The following is a 347-nucleotide window of genomic DNA, read 5'->3' as shown; positions in this document are numbered from 1 at the left end:
TGTCGCCAATACGCGGGCCACACATACACGTTGCTGCTGACCACCTGAAAGTCCAACTGCCGAGTCATGCAAGCGATCTTTCACTTCATTCCAAATAGAAGCACCAATCAAGGAACGCTCAACTGCTTCGTCCAAGACCTGCTTGTCCTTGATACCGTTAATACGTAAACCATAAACGACATTCTCGTAGATAGACATAGGGAATGGGTTTGGTTGTTGGAAGACCATACCGATTTCCTTACGAAGATCAACAGTATCCGTACGAGGACTGTATATGTTTTTTCCGTTGTAATCAATCGCACCTGTCAATGTTACCTCTGGGTTTAAATCTCCCATACGGTTAATAG

1 protein-coding gene is annotated in these 347 nt (G+C 44.7%); it reads right to left on the bottom strand.

What is annotated here, in order from left to right; translation table 11 throughout:
• The coding region (locus tag C1E99_RS12555) for an ATP-binding cassette domain-containing protein (protein ID WP_153060242.1) at positions 1 to 347 on the bottom strand (347 nt) is incomplete at both ends.

Origin of the sequence: Streptococcus suis, from assembly GCF_002964045.1 — a bacterium.
GTDB classification, from domain to species: Bacteria; Bacillota; Bacilli; order Lactobacillales; family Streptococcaceae; genus Streptococcus; species Streptococcus suis_U.
The sequence above is the reverse complement of the archived record's forward strand: the minus strand, read 5'-3'. Positions and strand labels throughout refer to the sequence as shown.